The organism is Inquilinus limosus (assembly GCF_002195995.1).
GTDB classification, from domain to species: Bacteria; Pseudomonadota; Alphaproteobacteria; order DSM-16000; family Inquilinaceae; genus Inquilinus; species Inquilinus limosus_C.
In genome coordinates this window covers 21,116-42,776 of the sequence record NZ_NHON01000043.1, presented here as the reverse complement: position 1 = coordinate 42,776, position 21,661 = coordinate 21,116, and the positions used below count along the sequence as shown (strand labels likewise).

Annotated in this window: 21 protein-coding genes and 1 pseudogene; 7 read left to right on the top strand and 15 right to left on the bottom strand. The window is 70.0% G+C overall.

From position 1 onward, the window contains the following. Positions 1-45 precede the first annotated feature (45 nt). The 7 genes from BWR60_RS21330 to BWR60_RS21300 all read right to left on the bottom strand — a co-directional run bounded on the left by BWR60_RS21330 (position 46) and on the right by BWR60_RS21300 (position 7,759). Entirely contained in the window at positions 46-1,215 is a 1,170-nt protein-coding gene (locus BWR60_RS21330; RefSeq protein WP_088153031.1) for an MFS transporter, read from the bottom strand. Positions 1,216-1,398: 183 nt separating this feature from the next. Next, entirely contained in the window at positions 1,399-2,673 is a 1,275-nt protein-coding gene (locus BWR60_RS21325) for a Gfo/Idh/MocA family protein (RefSeq protein ID WP_088153030.1), read from the bottom strand. A gap of 44 nt (positions 2,674-2,717) precedes the next feature. Next, positions 2,718-3,554 (bottom strand): carbohydrate ABC transporter permease, encoded by an 837-nt coding sequence (locus BWR60_RS21320; RefSeq protein WP_088153029.1) that lies wholly within the window; start codon positions 3,552-3,554, stop codon positions 2,718-2,720. After that, positions 3,551-4,474: a carbohydrate ABC transporter permease gene (locus tag BWR60_RS21315; protein ID WP_179221878.1), complete on the bottom strand. Its 924-nt coding sequence runs from the start codon at positions 4,472-4,474 to the stop codon at positions 3,551-3,553. Before BWR60_RS21315 ends, BWR60_RS21320 begins: the two co-directional genes overlap by 4 nt. 4 nt (positions 4,475-4,478) lie before the next feature. Then, complete coding sequence (locus BWR60_RS21310; protein WP_179221877.1) at positions 4,479-5,723, bottom strand: ABC transporter substrate-binding protein; 1,245 nt, start codon at positions 5,721-5,723, stop codon at positions 4,479-4,481. Between the two features lie 62 nt (positions 5,724-5,785). Continuing rightward, a complete protein-coding gene (locus tag BWR60_RS21305) occupies positions 5,786-6,931 on the bottom strand; it encodes an ROK family transcriptional regulator (RefSeq protein WP_088153027.1) in 1,146 nt (381 codons plus the stop codon). Positions 6,932-7,180: 249 nt separating this feature from the next. Next, complete coding sequence (locus BWR60_RS21300) at positions 7,181-7,759, bottom strand: TetR/AcrR family transcriptional regulator (RefSeq protein ID WP_088153026.1); 579 nt, start codon at positions 7,757-7,759, stop codon at positions 7,181-7,183. 110 nt (positions 7,760-7,869) lie between these two features. Between BWR60_RS21300 and BWR60_RS21295 the strand changes: the two genes are divergently transcribed. After that, entirely contained in the window at positions 7,870-8,589 is a 720-nt protein-coding gene (locus BWR60_RS21295) for a glutathione S-transferase N-terminal domain-containing protein (protein ID WP_088153025.1), read from the top strand. 3 nt (positions 8,590-8,592) lie between these two features. Further along, complete coding sequence (locus tag BWR60_RS21290; RefSeq protein WP_088153024.1) at positions 8,593-9,291, top strand: glutathione S-transferase family protein; 699 nt, start codon at positions 8,593-8,595, stop codon at positions 9,289-9,291. Here BWR60_RS21290 and BWR60_RS21285 read toward each other — a convergent pair. The 3 genes from BWR60_RS21285 to BWR60_RS21275 form a co-directional block, all read right to left on the bottom strand. Then, positions 9,288-9,785, bottom strand: coding sequence for a GNAT family N-acetyltransferase (locus tag BWR60_RS21285; protein ID WP_088153023.1), 498 nt, complete (start codon positions 9,783-9,785; stop codon positions 9,288-9,290). The two genes, BWR60_RS21290 and BWR60_RS21285, sit on opposite strands and share 4 nt — an antisense overlap. A 15-nt stretch (positions 9,786-9,800) precedes the next feature. Continuing rightward, positions 9,801-10,007 (bottom strand): hypothetical protein, encoded by a 207-nt coding sequence (locus tag BWR60_RS21280; RefSeq protein WP_088153022.1) that lies wholly within the window; start codon positions 10,005-10,007, stop codon positions 9,801-9,803. A 78-nt stretch (positions 10,008-10,085) separates the two neighbouring features. Continuing rightward, a complete protein-coding gene (locus BWR60_RS21275; protein ID WP_088153021.1) occupies positions 10,086-10,619 on the bottom strand; it encodes a DUF1579 domain-containing protein in 534 nt (177 codons plus the stop codon). A gap of 91 nt (positions 10,620-10,710) precedes the next feature. On the opposite strand from BWR60_RS21275, the gene BWR60_RS21270 reads away from it, so the two are divergent. Beyond that, the gene (locus BWR60_RS21270) at positions 10,711-11,670 is read left to right on the top strand and encodes a helix-turn-helix transcriptional regulator (RefSeq protein WP_088153020.1); all 960 of its coding nucleotides are present in this window, start codon (positions 10,711-10,713) and stop codon (positions 11,668-11,670) included. Here the strand turns inward: BWR60_RS21270 and BWR60_RS21265 are convergent. Next, positions 11,667-12,335 (bottom strand): GntR family transcriptional regulator, encoded by a 669-nt coding sequence (locus tag BWR60_RS21265; protein WP_088153039.1) that lies wholly within the window; start codon positions 12,333-12,335, stop codon positions 11,667-11,669. The genes BWR60_RS21270 and BWR60_RS21265 overlap by 4 nt on opposite strands. 194 nt (positions 12,336-12,529) lie before the next feature. Here BWR60_RS21265 and BWR60_RS21260 point away from each other — a divergent pair, with 194 nt between their 5' ends. Both BWR60_RS21260 and BWR60_RS21255 read left to right on the top strand, forming a co-directional pair. Beyond that, positions 12,530-14,236: an IlvD/Edd family dehydratase gene (locus tag BWR60_RS21260; RefSeq protein ID WP_088153019.1), complete on the top strand. Its 1,707-nt coding sequence runs from the start codon at positions 12,530-12,532 to the stop codon at positions 14,234-14,236. 52 nt (positions 14,237-14,288) lie between these two features. Continuing rightward, positions 14,289-15,200, top strand: coding sequence for a dihydrodipicolinate synthase family protein (locus tag BWR60_RS21255; RefSeq protein WP_088153018.1), 912 nt, complete (start codon positions 14,289-14,291; stop codon positions 15,198-15,200). Positions 15,201-15,702: 502 nt separating this feature from the next. Here BWR60_RS21255 and BWR60_RS21250 read toward each other — a convergent pair. Next, on the bottom strand, positions 15,703-16,350 hold the full coding sequence (locus BWR60_RS21250) for a hypothetical protein (protein WP_088153017.1): 648 nt from the start codon (positions 16,348-16,350) through the stop codon (positions 15,703-15,705). A gap of 102 nt (positions 16,351-16,452) precedes the next feature. Here BWR60_RS21250 and BWR60_RS21245 point away from each other — a divergent pair, with 102 nt between their 5' ends. Continuing rightward, positions 16,453-16,854, top strand: a complete 402-nt coding sequence (locus BWR60_RS21245; protein ID WP_088153016.1) for a hypothetical protein — start codon at positions 16,453-16,455, stop codon at positions 16,852-16,854. A gap of 138 nt (positions 16,855-16,992) precedes the next feature. Further along, a pseudogene (locus tag BWR60_RS39000) lies at positions 16,993-17,394 on the top strand (SMI1/KNR4 family protein); the annotation flags it as partial. A gap of 510 nt (positions 17,395-17,904) precedes the next feature. Here BWR60_RS39000 and BWR60_RS21240 read toward each other — a convergent pair. From BWR60_RS21240 to BWR60_RS21230, 3 genes are read right to left on the bottom strand one after another with little or no spacing between them, the layout of a single operon-like run. Beyond that, entirely contained in the window at positions 17,905-18,366 is a 462-nt protein-coding gene (locus BWR60_RS21240) for an MEKHLA domain-containing protein (RefSeq protein ID WP_088153015.1), read from the bottom strand. Positions 18,367-18,401: 35 nt separating this feature from the next. Further along, a complete protein-coding gene (locus tag BWR60_RS21235) occupies positions 18,402-20,141 on the bottom strand; it encodes a thiamine pyrophosphate-dependent enzyme (protein WP_088153014.1) in 1,740 nt (579 codons plus the stop codon). Positions 20,142-20,188: 47 nt separating this feature from the next. Then, complete coding sequence (locus tag BWR60_RS21230; protein WP_088153013.1) at positions 20,189-21,364, bottom strand: LeuA family protein; 1,176 nt, start codon at positions 21,362-21,364, stop codon at positions 20,189-20,191. Positions 21,365-21,661: the final 297 nt, after the last annotated feature.

Genomic DNA, 21,661 nt, shown 5'->3' with positions numbered 1-21,661 from the left:
CGGTTCGGCGGTGCGAGGAAAGCTGTCCGGTGAGCCAGGGTCGCTTTAGGGCGCGGCGCGGCCGAGGCGGGCGAAGCCCAGCCAGGCCAGCGCAGCGGCGGCGATCGCGGCCATCAGCAGCCAGGGATCGACCCCGGTGACCCGCAGCGCCCAGGGGATCACGGCGGTGGTCCCGGCCAGCCCGACGAAGGTGGTCAGGAAGGCGTAGCCGGCCTGGGCCATGTAGTGCAGCTCCGGCCGGATCCGGGTGCGGATCACGGTCTGGGCCGCCAGATAGGCGCCGCCGAAGGTCATGGCGTGGCCGAACTGGCTGATCACGATCAGCGGCAGCGGCGGGTCGAGGGACAGCAGCAGCCAGCGGCCGATCGCCACGACGCAGCAGACCGCCAGCAGTGTGGCCGGCGGGACCTTCTCCAGCCGCCGGGCGAAATAGCGATAGACCACGATCTCGGCGGCGACGGCGGCGCCCCAGACGATGCCGGTGCTACCCTTGGCGACACCATGGTCGATCCACCACAGGGTGCCGAAGGAATAGTAGAAGGCGTGCGAGGCCTGCAGCAGCAGGGCCGGGACCAGCAGCGGCGCCGCCACCGCCAGGGCCGCCGCCCCGGCGCGCGGGTCGAGGCGCGGCACCGGCGGCTGCCAGGACGGGCCCAGCACGGCGAGGCACAGGCACAGCAGCAGCCCGGCGGCGATCCAGGGCAGCAGCGCGGCGCCGTCCGGCAGGGTCAGCAGCGCCCCCATGCCGACATTGCCGATCATGAAGGCGAAGGATCCCCAGGCCCGCATCCGGCCATAGCCGTGGCCGCTGCGCAGGGTGACGGTGTTGGCGAAGCTCTCGATCAGCGGGATCGAGCCGTAGACGCAGCCGACCGCCAGCACCGACAGCAGGCCGACGGTGCCGGGATCGGCAATCAGCGAAGCGGCGACCAGCACCAGGGCGGCGGACAGGGCGGCGCCAGCCGCCAGCCCGCCGGCCGGCAGCAGCAGGGTCGCGACCATGCCGAAGCCGAGGATGCAGATGGCGCGCAGGGCGAAGCCCGCGGCCATGGTCCAGCCGACGGCGTCCGCGGCCAGGCCGCTGGCCGCCAGCCACACCGGCAGATACGGCGTCAGGATGCCGCTGACACCGTAATGCGCCGACAGCGCCGCGACGGCGCGCAGCCGGCCGTGATCGGCCGCGGGCTGCGAGACGCCGTCCGACGGGCTGCTCATCGCGTGGCCTCTCCCGCTTGCGGGAGAGGTCGGGCTCGCGAAGCGAGACCGGGTGAGGGGAGTTTGTCGAGGCCTGGGCCAGCCCTCACCCGCCAGCGCTGCGCGCTGTCGACCTCTCCCGCCAGGCGGGAGAGGCAACGCGAAAGGAGGAGCCAGCTCTGGTCGGTCACCGGATTGTCCGCATCACAGCCGGACCACGGTGCCGGTACGGCGTGAGCGTTCGGCGGCGAAGGCCATGAAGTGGCTGTCCAGCGATTCCTCCAGCGAGGTCAGCGAGACGTTCACCTGGCTGCGGCCGCGGCGCTGGATCTGCCGGCCCAGGAACTCGGCCATCAGCCGGTCGTCGCCGCCGCTGTGGCCGCTGTCCTCCACCGTGGTCAGCCGGATGGTGGTGACGTCGTCGGTGCGGAAGTCGATCACCGTGATCTCGTTCTTCTCCAGATGCCCGGCGATCTCGCCATGGGTGCCCATCAGGTGCAAGGTCCGCGTGTTCTCGGCGGTGAAGGCGCTGACGTTCAGCGTGCCGCTGACGCCGTTGGCGAAGCGCATCGCCACCACCTGGTTGTCGACCACGTCGTTGTCGCAGCGATAGACGCAGCGGCCATAGGGGCCTTCGCGCAGGGCGGTACGGATGCCGTCGGGCGAGGTGTCGAGGGTCAGCACCTTGTGCGGCCAGCGGTCGGCCGGCTTGAACTTCTCCAGGTAGAGGCGCTGGGCGGAGTAGGGGCAGACCCGCTCGACCTTGCAGCCCTCGTCGCAGCGGTCGGTCGCCCCGTCGGGCGCGTTCTCGCGCCGGAAATGGGCCAGCGAGCCGTAGGAGGACAGCTCGGTGCAGGGCGCGCCGGCCAGCCAGCGGATGATGTCCAGGTCGTGGCAGGTCTTGGCCAGGATCAGCGGGCTCGACTCGTCCTCGCGCCGCCAGTTGCCGCGCACGAAGCTGTGGGCGAAGTGCCAGTAGCCGATATGCTCGGTCTGGCGCAGCGTCACCAGCCGGCCGATCACGCCACGGTCCAGGATCTCCTTGATGCGCGAGAAGAAGGCCGTGTAGCGCAGCACATGGGCGACCGTCACGTCCGCGCCGGTCTCCCTCGCGGCCTCGGCCAGCGCCCGGGTCTCCTCCTCGGTCGGGGAGATCGGCTTCTCCAGCAGGATGCCGAGGCCCCGGCGGATGGCGGCCAGCGCCGGCTCCAGATGCAGCGCGTCCGGCGTGGTGATCAGCACGGCGTCCAGCTCGGTCTCGCGCTCCAGCAGCTCGCGCCAGTCGGTGTAGAGGTGCTCGGTGCCCAGGCCGTGGCGGGCGGCGGCGTCCTGCAGCCGATCGGTGCGCGGATCGGCGATGGCGACGACCCGGGCCTGGTCGGGCCGGCGGCGGATGTAGTCGCCATAGGCCTCGATGCCGCGGCTGCCGGCGCCGATGACGGCGACGCGGATCTGCTGGGATTTCAGGGATTTGGACATCGGTCTTGGCTTTCAGGCTCGGACGATGGAGTTGAGAACGAGGATTAACCTTTCACCGCGCCGGCGACCATGCCGCGGGTGAAGTGCTTCTGGACCAGGGCGAACAGGATGGCGGCGGGCAGGGTGGTGACGACGCCGGCCGCCATCAGGCTGTCCCAGCGGATCACGTTCTCGCCGACGAAGCGGGTCAGGGCCAGGGTCACCGGCCATTTGCTGTCGTCGGTCAGCATCACCAGCGGGAAGATCAGGTCGCTCCAGGCATGGATGAAGGTGTAGATCGCGGTCATCGCCAGGCCGGGCCGCACCACCGGCAGGATGACGTGCCACAGCGCCTTGAGGCGCGAGCAGCCATCGACCATCGCCGCCTCCTCCAGCTCGCGCGGGATGCCCAGCAGGAAGCCGTGCAGCAGCCAGATCGCGATCGGCGTGGCCAGCGCGGTGTCGCACAGGATCACCGACAGGTAGGTGTCCAGCAGGCCGGCGGCGATCATCGCCTCGTAGAGCGGGATGACGATGACCACCGGCGACAGCATCTGCGTCGCCAGCACCAGGAACAGCAGTGTGGTTCGGCCGGTGAAGCGGAACCGGGCCAGGCCGTATGCGCCGAGGAAGCCGAAGCTGGTCGAGATCGCGGCGGCGCAGCCGGCGATGACCAGGCTGTTGCCCAGCGCCTCGACCACCCGGTACTGGCCGAACAAGGCGCGCGCGTAGTTGCCGAGATCCAGGCTGGTCGGCAGGAACTCCGGCGGCCAGACATAGAGCCGGTCATAGGGGGTGAAGGAGGTCTTCAGCATCACCCAGACCGGCAGCAGCAGGAAGCCCAGCAGCAGGATCAGCGCGCCGTGGCGGCCGATCTCGGGCAGGGTGCGTCTCGCGGTCATTCCTCGCCCCCCTTCAGCACGCGCCAGTACAGCAGAGACACCGACATCAGGATGGCGAAGACGACGACCGCCATGGCCGAGGAGGTGCCGAAGTCGAAGCTGCCGAAGGCGGTCTCGTAGATCTGGATCGGCAGGGTGGCGGTGGCGCCGGCCGGGCCGCCCTTGGTCAGCGGCCAGATCACCTGGAAGGAGTTGAAGGTCCAGACGGTCGACAGCAGCACGCAGGTCATCAGCACCGGCCGCAGCAGCGGCAAGGTGATGCGGCGGAAGATCTGCATCGGCCGGGCGCCGTCGATCCGCGCCGCCTCAATGTAATCGTCGGGGATGCGCTGCAGCCCGGCCATCAGCGTCACCACCATGAAGGGGATGCCCAGCCAGGCATCGACCACCACGGTGGCGATGAAGGCCGTGGTCTCCTGGCCGAGGAAGGAGATCGGCTCGCGGATCGCGCCGGTCACCAGCAGCACGGCGTTGATCCAGCCCGATTGCCCGTCCAGCACCCAGCGCCAGGAGATGGCGGCGATCACCGCGGGCGTCACCCAGGGCAGCATCAGCAGCGCCAGATACACCTTGCGGCCGGGGAAGGGGCGCTGCAGCAGCAGCGCCCCGCCCAGCCCGATCAGCAGCTTCGCCCCGACCGAGCAGGCGGTCCAGATCACGGTCAGCTGCAGCGTCCGCAGGAAGGCCGGCTCCTGCACCAGCGCCAGGAAGTTCTCAGGCCCGACGAAGTCGTTGCCCTCCCAGGGCGCGGTCAGCACCACATGGTGCACCGACTGCCAGAAGATGCGCAGCACCGGCAGGCCCAGCAGCGCCGCGATCAGCAGCAGCGGCAGCGCCAGGTAGGGCCAGGGCGCCTTGTCCGGCGACCAGCGCCGGGCGCCGCCGGCCCGGCGCGGCACGGTGGGGGCGAGCGCGACCACGGGGTCAGGCGCGCGGTTCGATGCGGGCCTTGCGGATCTTCTCCGCCGCCGCGTCCAGCGCCTCCTGCGGCGTCGCCTTGCCCAGGATGGCCGACTGCACCGCCTCGACCAGGATCTTCTCGAAGGGCTGCCAGGCACGCGGCGTCGGCTGGGCGAAGCCGCTGGCCTTCATCGCGATGAAGGTCTGCCAGAACGGCGTCTTGAACGTGTCCATCTGCTCCTCCTCGGCCAGCAGCGGCACCAGCCCGCGCTGGTCGTCCCACTTGGCATGGACCTCGGGCTGCAGCAGATAGGCGACGAACTTGCCCGCCGCCTCGGGATGCTCGGACTTGGCCGAGATGGCGAGGCTGTCCGACACCTGCTCGCCCTTGCATTCCTTGCCGCAAGGCAGCGGCGCCACGGCGTAGGGGGCAGTCTTGTTGTCGGGGGGCAGGCCCATGATCGACTTGCCCCAGGGGCCGCTGACCATCATCGCGATCTTGCCCTGGGCGAACAGCGGCGGGTGCTGCTCGCGGTTCAACTCCAGCGGATTGGGCACGACCTTGTCCTTCTGGAACAGGTCGACATAGAACTGCAGCGCGGCCACCGCCTCCGGGCTGTTGATCTTCGTCTCTCCAGATGAATCAAAGGCTTCGCCGCCATTCTGGTAGACGAAGTTCAGGAACTGGCTGACCAGTGTGACATGCGCCGCCGCCGAGGTGGCGTAGCCATACATGCCGGGGTTCTTCTCCATCACCGCCTTGGCCGTCGCCACCAGCTCGTCCCAGCTCTTGGGCGGGGTCGGGATCAGGTCGGTGCGGTAGTAGAGCGCCTGGGTCGAGAAGGCCATCGGCACGGCCATCTGCTTGCCGCCGAACTGCGCCGCTTGGCGCAGCGTCTCCGGGATCCGGCCCAGCGTCGCGGCGTCGACCAGCCCGTCGACCGGCTGGATCGCGCCCATCATCGACAGTTCGGCGACGTTGCGGGTGCCGATATAGACCACGTCGGCAGCACGGCCGGCGATGAAGTCGGTCGACAGCTTCTGGAACGCCTCGTCCCAGCCCACGCCCTCGACCTTCACCTTGATGTCGGGGTTCTTCGCCTCGAAATCGGCGATGAAGCCGGGCAGGGTCTTCTGGCTGACCTCGTCGCTGGCGCCGGGGATGAAGAAGCGGATCTCGGCGGTCTCGGCCAGGGCCGGCCCGGACAGGCCGGCGGCCATGAGAAGAACGCAAAGGCTCGGCCCGAGCCGCATGCTGCGCAGGTTCATTCTAGCCTCCCGTGGCTGGCTGGTGTGTTGCTTGGCTTGGGAACGCCCCGATCCCGGCGGGATCAGGGCGGGCGTCTCATCCCGCCCTGGCGCAGCAGCAGGTCCAGCGCCAGGCCGACCGCGCCGCGCAGATAGCCGTCGCCCTCGTCGGGGCTGATGACGATCCCGGTGCGGCATTCGTCGAAATTGTAGCCATGGGCGCGGAAGCTCTCGTTCAGCGCCTTCAGCAGGTAGATGTTCAGCGCCGGCTGCGGCGCCCGGAACACGATCGCCTCCAGGTCGAACAGGTTGGCGACCTGGGCCAGGGCCTGGCCGATCCAGCGGCCGGCGCAGTCGAAGATCTCGATCGCCTCCGGGTCGCCCTGCGACGCGATATGGGCCAGCACGGCGATGTCGTCCGACAGCCCGCGCTTCAGCGCCTGGCGCGAGATGGCGGAGAGCGAGGCGAGGGAGGCCAGGCAGCCGCATTTGCCGCAGCGGCAGGCGGCGCCGGAATAGGGCGCCAGCGACAGATGGCCGATCTCGCCGGCCTGGCCCTTGCCGCGATAGACGTCGCCGTTGATCGAGATGCCGGAGCCGATCTCGTTCTGCAGGCTGACGACGGCGTAGTTCTCATAGGCCCGGGCCAGGCCCAGCATGCGCTCGGCGACGACGATGGCGTTGGACGGGGTCTCGGCGGCCACGCCGATGCCGAAGGCGTCCTGCAGCGCCGCGGTCAGGCGCTGGCCGGCGCCGATCACCTCGGCCCGGCGTGGCCCGACCTCGCCCAGCACCACGCCGCCGGCGGCCAGCGCGTCCCAGCCGGGGCCGCCCTGCCGGCGCAGCCGGTCGAGGGCATCGACCAGCGGCGACGGGTCGTCATTGGCCGGGGCGGGCAGGGGGATCGGGCTCTGCTGCGGCGCGCCGGCCAGGTCGGCGATCACCAGCTGCGCCGAATCGGGGCCGAGATGCAGGCCCAGCAGCGTGCCGTAGCCGGGGTCCAGGTCCAGCATGACGCGGGGCCGGCCGCCGCCCGATGCCTTGGCGCCGGTCTCGCGCAGCAGGCCGTGGCCGATCAGGGTGCGGACCAGGGGTGTCATGGCCGAGGCGCTGAGGCCGAGCTCGCGCGCCGCCTCGATCCGGCTGAGGCCGCCGCGGCGATGGATCAGGCGCAGCAGCTCCGAGGCATCACGCCCGCGCAGATCCAGCTCTCCGGTGCCTCGCGCCATCTCGCCCCCGCCGCGCCGCCCTTCATTCGCGAGGACGGCGTCTGATGGGACTCATATTTCAGGATTCTGGGTCAGGCAACCCGGATAATTTCTATTTTGGAAATAAGTTCAAGGCCCCTTCGAGCTCGTCTCCCTCACTGCTGTCATCCTCGGGCTTGACCCGAGGATCCAGGGGCTTCCAAGAACCGCTCCCGGGGCCCCTGGATTGCCGGGTCAAGCCCGGCAATGACAGGAGGGGGAGGCCTATGCTCATCGCACCAGCGCCCGCACCAGCGCCGCGGCGATCCGCTCCAGATGGGCCGTGTCGCGATAGACCCGCTCCATCACCGCCAGGCCGCGGGTGAAGGTGACGACCAGGTCCGCCGCCTCCTCCGGCGTCACCGTCAGCCGGGCGCGAGCCGGCTCCGCCGACAGCGCGGCCAGGATGATGCGGCGCAGCTCGTCCAGCATGCCGCGCAGCCGGTCCTGCAGCCGCGGATCGTCCAGCGCCGCCTCCGTCGCGGTCCGCGTGCTCAGGCAGCCGCGCGCCGGCGACCCGCTGGTCATGCTGGCGATGGCCGCGCCGAACAGCGCCCGCAGCGCCTGTTCCGGATCCGGCGTCGACTCCAGCGCCTGCCGTGCGACGGCCAGGAATCTCCCGACATAGGAGTCGAAGGCCAGGAGGAAGATCTCCTCCTTGCCGCCATAGGCGTTGTAGAGCGAGCCGCGCAGCACGCCGGTCGCCTCGGCGAGGTCCTGCATGGTGGTGGCGCGCAGGCCCTTGCGCCAGAACACGCCCAGCGCCTCCGCCAGCATCTCGCCTTCATCGAACTGCCGCACACCGGCCATCACCGCCTCGGATCATTCTTGACATCGATGTCAAATTTGACGTTCATGTCAAACATAGTCGACCGCCATCGCGACGACCAGACCCCCGGACTCCCACAAGGACCTCGACGATGATCGAGCTGCACTATTGGACCACGCCGAACGGCCACAAGATCACGATCGCGCTGGAGGAGCTGGGGCTGCCCTACCGGATCGTGCCGGTGAACATCTCGCAGGGCGAGCAGTTCAGGCCGGGCTTCCTGGCGATCGCCCCGAACAACCGCATCCCCGCCATCATCGACCACGCCCCGGCGGATGGCGGCGCGCCGATCCCGATCTTCGAATCCGGCGCCATCCTGGAATACCTCGCCGACAAGGCCGGCGCGCTGCTGCCGCGGGCGCCGCGCGAGCGCTTCGCGGTGCTGCAATGGCTGCACTGGCAGATGGGCGGGCTGGGGCCGATGGCCGGGCAGAACCACCACTTCTCGGTCTACGCGCCGGAGCGCATCCCCTATGCCACCGAGCGCTACGTCAAGGAGACCGGGCGGCTCTACGGCGTGCTCGACCGCCAGCTGGCGGGTCGCGACTTCGTCGCCGGCGAATTCTCGATCGCGGACATCGCCATCTATCCCTGGATCGTGCCGTATCAGCGGCAGCAGCAGCGGCTCGAGGATTTCCCGAACGTCGCCCGCTGGTTCGCGGCCATGGCGGCCCGGCCCTCGGTGATCCGTGCCTATGAGATCGCGGCGCAGATCAACACCGTGCCGACGGTGACCGAGGAGTCGAAGCGCCACCTGTTCGGCCAATCGGCAGCAACGGCTTCGGCCTCGACCGTGCAGGGCCGGGCCTGAGCCATGGGAGAGGCCGTACTGAAACTGTACGAGCTGGCGGGCGCCGACGCCGCGCTGCGCTTCAGCCCGCATTGCTGGAAGACCCGGATGGCCCTGGCCCATAAGGGGCTGGAGGCCGAGCGCATCCCCTGGCGGTTCACCGAGAAGGCGGCGATCTCCTTCACCGGCCAGGGGCTGGTGCCGGTGCTGGTGCATGACGGCGAGACGGTGTGCGATTCCTGGCGCATCGCGCTGCATCTGGAAGAGCGGTTCCCCGACCGGCCGTCGCTGTTCGGCGGCGCCGGCGCCATGCCGCTGGCGCGCTTCATCAACAGCTGGGCCGACACGGCGCTGAGCCCGGCGATCGCCCGGGTCATCATCCTTGACATCCTCGACCGGGTGCACGAGGACGACCGCGCCTATTTCCGCGCCAGCCGCGAGCAGAGGTTCGGCCGGACGCTGGAGGAGGTGGCGGCCGACCGGCCGGCCAACCTCGCTGCCGTCCGCCAGGCCCTGCTGCCGGTGCGAAGGGCGCTGGCGGCGGCGGATTTCATCGCCGGGACGGCGCCGGCCTATGCCGATTACTGCGTCTTCGGCCTCTTGATGTGGGCCCGCTGCATCAGCCCGGTCGAGCTCTTGGAGACCGGCGACCCGGTCTTCGCCTGGCGCGACCGGCTGCTCGACGTCTTCGGCGGCATGGCCCGGTCGGCGCACTGCGCCTAGGAACCGGCGTCGAAGGCCGGGTGGAACGTCACGCTGCCCTCCGGCACCTCGGCGCCGAAGGACAGCACCAGGAAGTATTGCGGGGGGATGCCGGGCGATTGCAGCCGCGGATCGGCGGCGAAGCCGAAGCGGCTGTAATAGCCCGGTGCGCCGGCCAGGACGCAGCCCTTGGCGCCCAGCGCGCGGATCCGGTCGAGCCCCGCGCGGATCAGCGCCTGGCCGATGCCCCGGCCCTGCCGGTCGGGGCGGACGGCCACGGGGCCGAGCCCGTACCAGCCCTGGACCGAGCCATCGATGCTGACCGGCGAGAAGGCGACCTGGCCGACGATCTCGCCATCCTCCTCCGCCACCAGCGCGACGGTCAGCGCCCCGGCGGCCCGCAGGGCGTCGAGGATCGCCGGCTCCCGGCCATCGCTGTAGGGCCGGCCGCGGAACGCGTCCTCGACCAGCTGCCGCACCGTGGCGTCGTCTTCCGGTCGCTGGTCTCTGATCATGCCCGCGGCCCCGGCTCAGCTGTCGAGCATGGTCAGGGCGGCCTTGCGGTCGCCGGGCTTCAGCTTCAGGAACGCTGCCCGGGCCGCCTTGATGTCGCGGTCGGTCCCGCTCTCGGCCGCGGCCTTCAGGGCCTGCGCGGTCGCGTGCTCCGCCCCGCAGATGAAGGCCACCGCCTTGGCTAGGCGCGCCATGGCCTCCCGGTCGATCTTCAGCTCGTCCATGCCGGTCCTTCCCCGTGGCTGTCTCCGCCGCCGGTTCTGGACCATCGGGGGGCTGCTGCCCAGGAGATTCGGCGCCGGTCAGTCGCCGGTGCGCTCGAAGCGCATGATCCAGTTGGTCTCCCAGTTCCCGCCGCCATCGGTGGAGAAGGCCTGCTCCCAGCGCGCCGACCGGCCGGTGATCTCCGACCAGATGAAGCGCACGCGGATCGGCGTGCCCTCCCACACGTCGTCGGCGAAGAAGGTGCCGATGCCGTTCTCGAACCGGCCGCGCAGCGGCGCCTCGTCCATGTGCAGGCTGCGGCCGTCGAACCACCAGATCGACCACAGCTTCGACTCCGTGTCGAACAGGCGCAGCGTCGCGGCGCGATAGGTCCCGGACGGCAGCTCCAGGATGTTGTCGTCGATGGTGCCGAGGCCGCCGATCAGCGGGCGCATCTCGGAATGGCCGGCGAACTCGTCCCACAGCGTGTCGCCGGCCAGGCGGCGGCGCAGCCGGCGGTGCGACACCGCCCAGCGGCCGAACAGCGGGAAGAAGTCATCGCGGCCGTCGTTCGGGGTGTCGGGGACGCTGGCATCGGTGCCGGGGGCGGGCTTGGCGAACAGCGCGGGCATCGGTGTCTCCATGATGAAAGGGCGATGCGGCGGAGGATGCGGGCGGGCAACTGACAGCCAGTGTCAGGATTTTTTCGGCTATGCTCGCCCCATGCGCGCCAACCGCCTGCTGTCGATCCTGCTGCTGCTGCAATCCCGCGGCCGCCTGACCGCCCAGGCGCTGGCGGAGGAGTTCGAGGTCTCGGTCCGCACGGTCTATCGCGACATCGACGAGCTGTCGGCCGCCGGCGTGCCGGTCTATGCCGACCGCGGCCCGGGCGGCGGCTTCGCCCTGCTCGACGGCTACCGCACCCGGCTGACCGGCATGACCGCCGGCGAGGCCGAGACCCTGCTGCTGGCCGGGCTGCCCGGGCCGGCGGCGGATCTCGGCCTGGCCGAGCCGCTGGCCACGGCGCGGCTGAAGCTGCTGGCGGCGGTGCCGCAGGCGGCGGGGGAGGGCGCGGCCCGGGTCGGCGACCGCTTCCACCTCGACCCCGTCGACTGGTACCGCCGGGCCGAGCCGCCGCCGCATTTGCCAGCGATCGCCCGGGCGGTGTGGGGCCAGCGCCGGCTGGTGATCCGCTATGAGAGCTGGTCGGCCACGGTGCGGCGCACGGTCGACCCGCTCGGCCTCGTGCTCAAGGCCGGCGCCTGGTACCTGATGGCGCGGATCGGAGACGACATCCGCACCTACAAGGTGGCCAAGGTGCTGGATCTCGACGTGTTGCCGGACGGTTTCGACTACCCCGCCGGCTTCGACCTGGCGGCGCAGTGGCGGGAGTCGCTGCGGCGCTTCGCCCGCGAGCTGCGCCGGGCCGAGGCGGTGCTGCGCGTTTCGCCGGAGGCGCTGCCGCTGATCGACCGGCTGGGCGCCGACGCGGCGGAGGCGGTGCTGCAGGCGCCGCCGGATGCCGAGGGCCGGCGGCAGGCCACGGTGCCGATCGAGGGCGTCGGCCATGCCGCCCGGCTGCTGCTGGGTTTCACCGACCTGGTCGAGGTGCTGGAGCCGCCGGAGCTGCGCCAGGCCCTGGCCGAGGGCGCCCGGCGGGTGGCGGCGCTGTACCCCGGCTAGGCCGCGTCGGACGGCCGCTCGGCCCGGGCCAGATAGTCCTGCTTGCTCGGCTGCAGATGGTCGATGCACAGCTGCGCCAGGGCCCAGCTGTCACGGCCGCGCAGCAGCTCGATCATCAGCCGGTGGTGCCGGCGCGACACCTCCACATTCTCCGGATCGGCCAGGGTCTTGGCACGGATCGGCAGGCTCAGCCGCATGTAGTGCTCGATCGAGCCGACCAGATAGGCGTTGCCGCAGGCGCCGAACAGGGTCAGGTGGAAGCGGTCGTTGCACTCGTGCACGCCGCGCAGATGGCCGCGCCCGGCATGGCTTTCGTACTCGGCCTGGATCTCCTGCAGCCGGTCGATCAGCTCCGGCGGGGCGGGCAGGGGGATGGCCAGCGCCGCCTGGCGCTGCAGCAGCTCGCGCACCTCGTAGATCTGCCGCACCTCCCCCGGGGTCAGGGCGCGGACGGCGGCGCCCTTGTTGCGCTCGCGCACCACGATGCCCAGCCGCTCCAGCTCGACCAGCGCCTGGCGGACGACATGGCGGGTCACCGGGAAGCGGGCCAGCAGCGCATCCTCGACCAGCCGCGCGGCGGGCGGCAGCCGGCCGAAGATGATGTCCTCCTCCAGCGCCCGCACGACCGCGGCCTCCTTGCCGGCGGCGCCAGCGATGTCCGTCATGATCCGCGGTGTCCCGGGGTCCATTGCGATGCCGGATCAGATCACATCGGCCCCTGGTATTGTCAATAATCAGGGCCGGTTTCGCCACGGCTGTCGCTTTGTATCGTCGGATTATTGACAATCCGGGCTTGCGGCGTAGGGTGCATCCGTCTTGCGGCCCTGTGGCCGCGCTCCGTGACATCGGAAGGATCCCAATGGACAAGCGCGGCCTGCGGAAGGGGCTGACCAGCTACGGCGACGCGGGGTTCTCGCTGTTCCTGCGCAAGGCCTTCATCAAGGCCATGGGCTATTCCGACGATGCGCTGGACCGGCCGATCATCGGCATCGTCGACACCGGCAGCGACTTCAACCCCTGCCACGGCAACGTGCCGCAGCTGGTCGAGGCGGTGAAGCGCGGGGTGATGCTGGCCGGCGGCATGCCGATGGCGTTCCCGACCATCTCCATCCACGAATCCTTCGCCCACCCGACCAGCATGTTCCTGCGCAACCTGATGGCGATGGACACGGAGGAGATGATCCGCGCCCAGCCGATGGACGCGGTGGTGCTGATCGGCGGCTGCGACAAGACCGTGCCGGCCCAGATCATGGCGGCGGCCAGCGCCGACCTGCCGGCGATCGTGCTGCCCACCGGCCCGATGGTGGTCGGCCACCACAAGGGCGAGGTGCTGGGCGCCTGCACCGATTGCCGCCGGCTGTGGGGCCGCTACCGCGCCGGCGAGATCGACGATGAGGAGATCGAGGCGGTGAACGGCCGGCTGGCGCCGTCGGTCGGCACCTGCATGGTGATGGGCACCGCCAGCACCATGGCCATCCTGGCCGAGACGCTGGGCCTGTCGCTGCCCGGTGCCGCCGCCATCCCGGCCACCCATGCCGACCGCATCCGCTGCGCCGAGGCCACCGGCCAGGCGGCGGCGCGGATGGCGGTGACCGGCGGGCCGCGGCCGTCCGAGATCCTGCAGCCCGGCGCCTTCCGCAACGCCATGACGGCGCTGCAGGCGGTGGGCGGGTCGACCAATGGCCTTGTCCATCTCGCCGCCATCGCCGGCCGCGTCGGCCAGCCGATCGACTATGCCGAGTTCGACCGCATCGGGCGCGAGACGCCGGTGCTGATCGACCTCAAGCCCTCCGGCGCGCATTACATGGAGCATTTCCACCACGCCGGCGGCGTGCCGCATCTGCTGGCGGAGCTGCGGGACCTCTTGGACCTGACCGTGCCGACCGTGGCCGGCGGCACCCTGGCCGACACGCTGCCCAAGCCGGGCGAGTGGCGCGACGAATCGGTGATCCGGCCGCGCTCCAACCCGCTGAAGGCCCAGGGCGCGATGGCGGTGCTGCAGGGCAACCTCTGCCCCCGCGGCGCTGTGATCAAGCAGTCGGCGGCGACGCCAGCCCTGCTGCAGCACACCGGCCGGGCGGTGGTGTTCGACTCGGTCGAGGACATGGCAGCGCGGGTCGACGACCCGGATCTCGATGTCGCGGCCGACGACGTGCTGGTGCTGCGCAGCGCCGGGCCGAAGGGCGCGCCGGGCATGCCGGAGGCGGGATACCTGCCGATTCCGCGCAAGCTGGCGCAGCAGGGGGTGAAGGACATGGTCCGCCTGTCCGACGCGCGGATGAGCGGCACGGCCTTCGGCACCATCGTGCTGCACATCACGCCGGAATCGGCGGATGGCGGGCCGCTGGCCCTGGTCCGCACCGGCGACCGCATCCGGCTGGACACCGCCGGCCGGCGCCTCGACCTGCTGGTCGACGAGGCCGAGCTGGCCCGCCGCGCTTCCGCGGCGCCGCCGCCGAAGCCGGCGCCGGACCGCGGCTATGCCAGGCTGTTCCATGACAGCGTGCTGCAGGCCGATGAGGGCTGCGATTTCGACTTCCTGGTGCCCGGCCGCAAGGCCGGCTGAACTGACCCCGGTGCCCGGCCGCAAGGCCGGCTGAACTGACAAGGTGCCTGCCATGCCGAAGCTCTCCGGCGTCATCGCCGCCGCCACCACGCCGCTGCGCGACGACCTCTCGATCGACCACGCCAGGCTGGTGGCGCATTGCCGCTGGCTGCTGAACGATGGCGGCTGCGACGCGGTCAACCTGCTCGGCACCACCGGCGAGGCGGCGTCCTTCTCGGTCGAGCAGCGGCTGGCGGCGATGCGCGCGGTGGCGGAGGCCGGGCTGCCGATGGAGCGCTTCATGGTCGGCACCGGCGCCTCGGCGCTGGAGGATGCGGTGCGGCTGACCCTGGCGGCCAAGGCCTTCGGCTTCGCCGGGGCGCTGCTGCTGCCGCCCTTCTACTACAAGGGCATCGACGACGAGAGCCTGGCGGCTTACGTCGACACCGTGATCGCGCAGGTCGGCGGCGAGGGGCTGGGCCTCTACCTCTATCACATCCCGCAGAACACCGGCGTGCCCTGGCCGATCGAGGTGGTGGCGCAGCTGGCCGAGCGGCATCCGGACACGTTGGCGGGGCTGAAGGATTCCTCCGGCGACATCGCCTATTCGACCGAGCTGGCGAAGCGGGTGCCGGGCATCGCGGTGTTCCCGAGCTCGGAGGCGACGCTCGGCATGGCGAAGGAGCGCGGTTTCGCCGGCTGCATCTCCGCCACCACCAACGTCACCGGCCCGCTGGCGCGGATCGCGTACCACCAGGCCGGCACGCCGGAGGCCGAGGCCGCGGTGGCCGCCGCCGCGGCGCTGCGGGCGGCGCTCAGCACCGTGACCCTGGTGCCGGCGGTCAAGGACACGGTCGCCGAGATCCATGGCGACGCCTCCTGGCGCCGGGCCCACCCGCCGCTGCGGGCCTTGAATGACGTCGAGCGGGCGACCCTGCGCGACGCCCTGGCCAAGACCGAATATCCGCGGCTGTTCGGGCGGTAGGAGAGCACCGCCTTTTCTCTTGCGGGCGGTTCCCTCTTACCCTCCCGTAGCCTGCGCTCACCCGATGCCGGGCATGTTTTCGTGTTGCCTCTCCCGCCTGGCGGGAGAGGTCGGGCTCGCGTTAGCGAGACCGGGTGAGGGCTGGTCCCGGCCTCGACAAAACCCCCTCACCCGGAGGCGCAAGCGCCTCCGACCTCTCCCGCAAGCGGGAGAGGCAAAACAACGATTCTGGTCTCTGACTCTCCAACCCAAGCCGTCATTGCGAGCGCAGCGAAGCAATCCATGCAGCAGCTTGCACGGGACGATGGATTGCNGGCGCAAGCGCCTCCGACCTCTCCCGCAAGCGGGAGAGGCAAAACAACGATTCTGGTCTCTGACTCTCCAACCCAAGCCGTCATTGCGAGCGCAGCGAAGCAATCCATGCAGCAGCTTGCACGGGACGATGGATTGCTTCGTCGGCTTCGCCTCCTCGCAATGACGGTGAGGGGAGGCGACGCAGCGATCAGCTGCTGTCCGGTTTCGACGGCGGTGGCGTAAGCCGGCCGGCGATGGACTCATCTGCCGGTCGAGGCCAGGCCTCGGCAGGCTCGGCCGTCTCCGCCACGACCTCGACGGTCACCGCCTCATCGGCCCATCCCGGCGGCAGCCAGGAGGGGTCGGGCGGGAGGCCGATCCTGCGGCTCACCGCGCGCACGAACTCTTCCGGCGACAGCAGGTCCAGTTGCACGTCGAGGATCTCGTCCTCGACCAGCCTCTCCCGGACCAGCAACCGGACGCGTTCGGCGTCTTTCGGCTCGGCGGGCCTGGCGATCGCCTTCACCGCGGTCTCGACCGCCTGCTCGCGCTTCGCCCGGCGGCGTTCCTGCTCACCGGATGCGATCCGCGCCTGCATGCGCAGGTAATAGTCACGCCGGATCCGCTCGGTCATGGCGATCGACAGGCGCACCGAGCGGGAGAGGCGGGACTGCATCAGCGGATAATCCGGCATCTCGGCGCCGCGCAGGATCTGCTCATGCTCCCGCACGGTGGCCCGCATGGTGCGGATGTCGAGGTCGACCACCTCGCGCAGCCGGTCCAGCGCCCACTCCGTCCAGTGCAGGTCGGTGTCGCGGGGCTTGATCGGACCAGAGTCGGGCTGCGCCATGTCCATAGAACATATCATGAACGAAGATGATCGATCATGCTAGGGTACAAAATGTTCACTGCAGCCTTTTCCACGAGAGAGTTGGGCCGAACGCCCGAGGAGGATCAGATGCCGGTGGAGTATGTCGCGCGCTACAGCCGCGAGGAGATCCGGTCCCATCCGCAGGCGCTCTATGTGTTCGGCGACAACTTCGTGGAGCGCGGCCTGGGAGGGCAGGCGGCGGCCGCGCGGGGGGAGCCGAACGCGGTCGGGATCGCGACGAAGCGGGCGCCGAGCCTGGTGACCAACGCCTTCCTGACGGATGCCGACCTGGCGCGGCTGCAACAGCATGCCACCCCGGCGCTCGACCGCCTCCGCGAACACCTCGCCGCCGGCGGGACGGTGGTCATGCCGGCCGACGGCATCGGCACCGGCCTGGCCCAGATGCCCGATCGCGCCCCCGCTTGCTGGCGCTGGCTCTGCGATCAGCTGGCCCGGCTCGGGATCGAGAATCCCAAGGGAGCCTTGTGATGGCGGTGTCTGGGAATTCTGCAGGCAGTTCGGGTGACCGGGATGGGCGGAAAGCCGCCGTTACGATCAGTGATAGATTGCCGGCTGACGTCCGGCATGCTGCTATGAGTCCATTCAACGCAGGCTATATGGTGCGCGATGGGTTCGAAATTGAGCGAGCTGATGGATGTGCATGATTCTCAACTTTTTCCAGGCGTGAGCAATGCGGAATTGCATAATTTCTCTCGAATCTCCAAAATAACACTCCCGGATGATCACTTGGCGGCTCTTCATTATAGCAATGGAGCGACTGTATACGGAGGATATGCTCGTCTGTTTGGGATAAGCGCCGCCGGATGCATCGATTCTAGGGAATGGAACCACTTTGATTATTGGAAATTCTCTTGGGAGAGCAGGTGCGCGAATTATTTTTGCTTTGGGGAAACTATATGGGGAGACCAGTATGCATATAATATCGAGCGCCTCCGACAAGGAGATACACGAGTTTATTTCCTGGATTGGCTCTCAATGTCGCCCGAAGTTGTGGCGTCGTCCTTTTCCGGCTTCTTGGAATCCGAACTAATTAAGATAGCAACGGCGCCATACGACATAATGATGGTGCGGGCGAGAGAGAAGTTCGGAGACATCGATCCGGAGAATCATCTCACGTATGCGCCCTCATTAGTTATCGGAGGGAGCGAGGAGGTCGATAATATCGTAGTGCTACCGTCCAGAGTAGCAATGATATTCAATGGAGACATAGCCTCGCAGATCGACAGCGCTCCTGAGTCCAGCGTCATTAAAGCTGTTGCGCCCTATGATGATGAGGCACAACGTGAAAACGCAACCGACGGCGACTGCAGCGCAATCTCCCACCGGAAGCGGCTGCCACCGCAGCATGAAAGATTCTGGATGGCGGCCCGCACCGCAACGGAATTGCCGGCAAGAACGACGGCGCAGCGTTTTCACACAGCCTCGGTCGATAGCGGTCGGAACGGGCCGCGCAGCCGGGCGGGATCGGCACAGCCGGCGCGAGCGACTGAAGCACCGGCCTTCCCCGCAGCCGCTCCCCTACACCACCTCCCGCCACTCCCCGAAGGCGGCGGCCTGGCCGTGCAGGGTGCCGGCCTCGTCGATCAGCTGCCAGACGACCGCGTTCTCGATCCGGAAGCGGTGGCCCGACTTGGCGATTCGGACACCGCGGTAATCGGCGATGAAGCCGTCGCGGGTGACCGCGTCCAGCAGGCGCTGCCGCTCCGCCCGGTCCGGCGCCTCGGCGGAGAGGCGGGAGGGCAGGGTGGTGAACTCGTCCCAGCCATATTCGAAACGGGCCTGGGCGGCGCGGTTGGCGTAGACGAAGCGCGGATCGGCGTCGGTGTTGTGCGCCAGCACGCAGAACGGCGCGGCCTCGTACAGCCATTGCGCCCGGTCGGCATCGTCGCCGGCATCCTCCGGCAGCAGCGGCGATCCGACCAGCCGGGCATGGCTGCCGGCGAGGAGGCGGAGGAAACCGGGGTCGAGGGCGAGGCTCACGGGGCGGGCTCCGGAATGCGGATCGGATGGCGCGGTCACAGGTTGCTGGCCCGCGGATTGATGCCGAGGATGTGGCCGGAATCGACCGGCACGGTGACCAGGGTCGAGGCCCGGCCGGCGCGGTGGGCGGCGAGGATGCCGTCGAGATTGGCCAGGTCGGGCCGCAGCGCCGCCGAGCGCCAGCCGCAGGCGCCGGCCATGGCGGCGTAGTCGATCGCGTCCAGGCGGTTGTGGCGGCGCGCCGCCGGCGCGTCCGGGATGATCGTCCGCACCCCCTGCTCGATGATGCCGTAGCTGGCATTGTCCAAGAGGAACAGCAGGATCCCCAGGTCGCGCGCCTCCGCCAGGCAGCCGGCGAACAGCCGGAAGCAGCCGTCGCCGGTGAAGCCGACGACGTCGCTCTCCGGCGCCGCCAGCCGGGCGCCGATCGCCAGGCCCAGGACGTTGCCCATGGCCGAGCCGCGATAGAGCGAGAAGAAGCGGGCCTGCGGATTCGGGCGCTGCAGCACGAATTGCCGGTCCTTGTAGGCCAGGCAGACATCGTCGAAGCCGATGGTGCCCGGCCGCCAGCGCGCGTCGAGCGCGCGGAACAGCGCCGCCATGTCGGCATGGCCGGGCCGCGGCGGGCCGGGCCGGCGGGTGTTCAGGTCGTCCGGCGCCGGGTCGGACCGGCGGGTCTCCGGCGGCCGCCGCTCGATCCGGGCCAGCAGCCGGCGCAGCGCCGGGTCCAGCGGCGCGACCAGCTGCCGGTAGCCGCCGGCGGCGCGGTGGCCGAAGCCGCCCTCGACCTGGCCGTAGCCCTCCGGCAGGCCGGTCAGCACGAAGGTGTCGCCGGCGGCGTAGGGGGCCAGGTTGACCGTGTACTCGTCCGGGCAGGCGCCCAGCACCAGCAGCACATCCTCCGGCCCGATGCCGCGCCACAGCCGGGCCGCGGCGTCGTTGCCGCCGAAGCCGATAGTGCCATGGCCGTGGGGGTTGGCGCGCTCGACCCCGTTGGCGCCGTTGATGCTCCAGACGATCGGCGCGCCCAGCGCCTCGCATAGCCGGGTGGTCAGCCGCGGCGCGTCGGGCAGCCGGGCCAGCTCCTCGCCGGCCAGGATGACGACGCGGCGGCCCTGGCTGCGCCGGCAGAAGGCCTCGGCGAAGGCGTCCGCCTCGGCCGGGTCGAGGGCCGGCGCCGCCTCCGGTGCGGCGCGGTGCGGCGCCATCTCGGCCTGCAGCGCGCCGTGGTCCAGCACCAGCACCACCGGCTGGCAGCGCCGCAGCCGGTCCTCGGCCTGGCGCAGCCGCTGCCGCAGGGTGGCGGCGTGGTCCAGCACGAAGACGCCGTCCGGCAACTCCGCCCGCAGCTGCGCCAGCATGTTGCTGCCCAGCGGGCTGGTGTCCTGCAGCGGGCTCAGCCCCTCGGTCTCCGCCGGGGAGGCGGCGACGATGTAGACCGCCGGGATGTCGTGCAGCTTGGCGTCGCTCAGCCCGCAGCCCAGCAGCTTGGTCGCGGCGCCGGTGGTGGCGATGCCGGCGGCGATGCGGCCGGTGGCCAGGTAGCTGCCGAGCGGGACGAAGCCGGCGGCGTATTCGCCCAGCGTCAGGAACTTCAGCCCCTCGGGCTCGCCGCCGGAGGCCGCATCCCCGCCCGGGCGCAGTGGCGGCAGGTATTCCAGGAACCGGATCGTGCCGCCGCCGGTGACGCCGGCGCAGAGTTCGACACCCCAGGAGTCCAGCGCCGCCACCAGCGCCTGGTAGCCGGTGACGGTCTCGGCAAGATGCACGTCCATGCGAACGCCTCGTGTTCCGCTCGATTGAAGATCAGGGGAGGGGCGGCTCAGACCGGCGCCGCCGCCTCCGCCGCGTTGCGCAGGACCAGGGACCGCAGGGTGCTGTCGCTGCACACCGGCTCGGCCGACGCCGTCAGCTCGCGATAGAGGGATTCGATCAGGCCGGGCGTCGGCGCCAGGCCGAAGGCCTCGATCTTCGCCTTCAGCGCGTGCCGGCCGGAATGGCGGCTGATCACCATCCGCCGCTCGGCGCCGAACATGTCCGGCTCCAGGAACTCGTAGGTCTGCGGGTTGCGGATGATGGCGGCCTGGTGGATGCCGGCGGCGGTGGCGAAGGCGTTCTCGCCGATCACCGCCTTGCCCCGCGCCATCGGCAGGGCCAGGGTCTCGATCAGCAGCCGGCAGGCGGCATAGACCCGGCGGACATCGATGGTGGTCGACCGGCCGAAATGCGCGGGGTGGGCGGCCAGGGCCGCGACCACCTCCTCCAGCGCGCAGTTGCCGGCGCGCTCGCCGATGCCGCACAGCGTCACCTGGATCTCGTCGATCCCGGCCTCGATCGCCGCCAGGGTGTTGGCGACCGCGAGGCCGAGGTCGTCATGGGCGTGCATCGCCACCTTGACCGCCGCCGGCACGCTGGCGCGCACGGTCTCGACCAGGGCCGCCACCCGGCCGGGCAGCAGGCAGCCGACCGTGTCCGGGATCAGGATCATGGTGGCGCCAGCGCGGGCGGCGGCGGTGCACATCGCGCCCAGGAAGGCGGGGTCGGCGCGGGTCGCATCCTCCGGCGCGACGCAGATGTCGTCGAAGCCGACCCGCCGCGCCAACTCGACCGCGCCCTCGATCTCCTCCAGCGCCTGCTGGCGGCTGATCTGGCGCTTGTGGCGCAGATGGATCTCCGAGGCGACGCCGAGGATCTCGATCTGCGACGCCCGGGCCGGCTCCACGGCCTTGGCGGCGGCCTCGATGTCGGTGCGGCTGGCCCGGGCGAAGGCGCAGATCCGGCTGTCGCGCACCGCCTCGGCGATGGCGCGCACGGCGGCGAGGTCGCTGTCGGACGCGGCCGGGAAGCCGGCCTCGATCGTGTTCACCCCCAGCGCCTCCAGCTCGCGGACGATGCGCAGCTTCTGCGCCAGCGTCATGGCGTTGCCGGGCGCCTGCTCGCCGTCGCGCAGGCTGGTGTCGAAGATCGTCAGGGGCCGGAGGCCGGAACCGGTGGACATGATGGAACCTCTCCTTCAGGGCACCATCCGGCCGCCGGACATCGCCCTACGCTCGGCAAAGCGCGGGTCGGTCCGTGTTCTTGTCCGGAACGGCGCTGGATCAGGCGCGATGGCCGTAATGTTCAGCGACGGTCGTGGCCGCCTTATTCATGGGCGGACGAATATTGTTGGATAGTGGGATTCCTTTTATGCGGCTTTATTTAGCGTCGCGACTTTTGGAGAGTTAAAAGAATTTCTTCTCAAAAAAATGCATCCAATTTTGTTTTAATGAAATGAGTCAAGATATAAAATTCCAAG